This window comes from Candidatus Infernicultor aquiphilus (assembly GCF_002784285.1).
GTDB lineage: Bacteria > Atribacterota > Phoenicimicrobiia > Phoenicimicrobiales > Phoenicimicrobiaceae > Infernicultor > Infernicultor aquiphilus.
The window spans coordinates 1-1,561 of the sequence record NZ_PFKO01000282.1 but is presented as its reverse complement, the minus strand read 5'-3'; the positions used below and the strand labels follow the sequence as shown (position 1 = coordinate 1,561).

Genomic DNA, 1,561 nt, shown 5'->3' with positions numbered 1-1,561 from the left:
AGACAGGTACGCACGCAGACAGGTACGCACAGACAGGAATTGTGCCCTCGCCATATTATTACCTAATTTCTCCTGTGGACACGATGCATCGTGCCCCTACATTACCATTCCCCGATCAGGTCGAGGACAGGTTTGTTTACTTTTTGGGTTACAATCATAACATTGAATTTAAAACTTCTTGAATTTTTTGTGGTGAAGCTAATATATGAGCTTTTTTAAGCTTAGACTCTAAGGTCCTCTCTAAGAAAAAGGCCAGAAAACAGATTACAAAATGGCCTTTTATTCTCGGTTCGGTCCACCTAAATCCTGCCCCCACGTAAATATTTGCTTACCTCTTTATACAATATATTTATCCCCATCACGAATTAAAGGCTTACCTATAACTTTTAAAGGAATATATTTCTCGGCAAATAAAAGATGGTTCATGTACTCAAATAAGGTTACGATCCCGGGTGTTTACGATGTGTCCGTTCCGTAGGACTGGCGCAAAACTTGCTTTATATGTAAATAAAAACCCTACTGCAAGTTTTGTGACATAGGGTTTGTCTCGAAGGGTAGGCTGGTTTTTAGACGTCACGTAAATATCGTGTTATCTGAAGTGCTGTACTTACATATCATATTTCAAAAATTCTTTTTCTATTTCATCTGATATTCTAAAACCTTCATTTCTTAATTTATTTAAAACTTCTTGTGTTGAAGTAATTATATTCCTTTTCCTGGCCTTAATTAAAACTCCTATAGTTCCTGTTATTTTTAAATTAAGCTTTTGAGCTAGTTTTCTAGCTTTAAAATCATCCAAAATAATAACAATATCATCAGTTTCAACCGCTAAAGCAATTGTACTTGCTTCACCTAAGTCAACAAAATTTTTCATTAATTTTAAATATTTATTATCGCTTACTTTCCTCACTTCAATCCAATCAGGAACAGTTTTACCAAATTCTTTTGAAACTTCCTCCGTAATAAATACTTTGCCGTAAAGTTCTTTCAATACATCTAACATCCCAATATTATCAAGTACTATTAAACAACTTGTATTAGAAATAATATTAGGCATTTTCTATATCGCCTTTTAATTCTTGAACACTATAGTTAAAAACTGATACATCATAATGCCCTAATAATTCTATAAATGTCCTTTTAGACACACCAGCTAGCTCAGCACCTTCCCCTAGAGATAACTTGCCTTGCTCATATAACCTTGATGCTATAAGCAATTTTGTTTCCTTCTCACTTAACTCAAAAAAATCAGGAACTGTTAATGATATAGTTTTCATGATAATACTGCTCCCTTCCGTTTCCTAAATATTACATTTTTATTATACACTTTAAAGGGTATTCTATCAACATTCAGATGTATCTAGGAAGAAAGGGATTAGAGAGCGAGTCCGCCAATTACAACTAACGTTTTGCGGAGAAAAGAAGTTGCCGAAGGTAAATCTGGACGGAGCGAAGCAAAGTCTTTGATACCGTGTTACAAACTGACTGGCATTTTCCGTTCCATGTATCTTTTAAATTCTTCATTCCTTAATTCCAAAAATTCTATCAACATTTTTGGAAT

The 1,561-nt window shown here is 34.2% G+C and carries 2 protein-coding genes; both read right to left on the bottom strand.

All coding sequences use genetic code 11. The features are described from left to right. Positions 1–607: 607 nt before the first annotated feature. Positions 608–1,057 carry a DUF3368 domain-containing protein gene (locus COZ07_RS07625; RefSeq protein ID WP_406607973.1) on the bottom strand — a complete coding sequence of 150 codons (450 nt, stop codon included), beginning with the start codon at positions 1,055–1,057 and terminating at the stop codon, positions 608–610. Further along, positions 1,050–1,277: a UPF0175 family protein gene (locus COZ07_RS07620; protein WP_406607972.1), complete on the bottom strand. Its 228-nt coding sequence runs from the start codon at positions 1,275–1,277 to the stop codon at positions 1,050–1,052. Before COZ07_RS07620 ends, COZ07_RS07625 begins: the two co-directional genes overlap by 8 nt. Positions 1,278–1,561 lie beyond the last annotated feature (284 nt).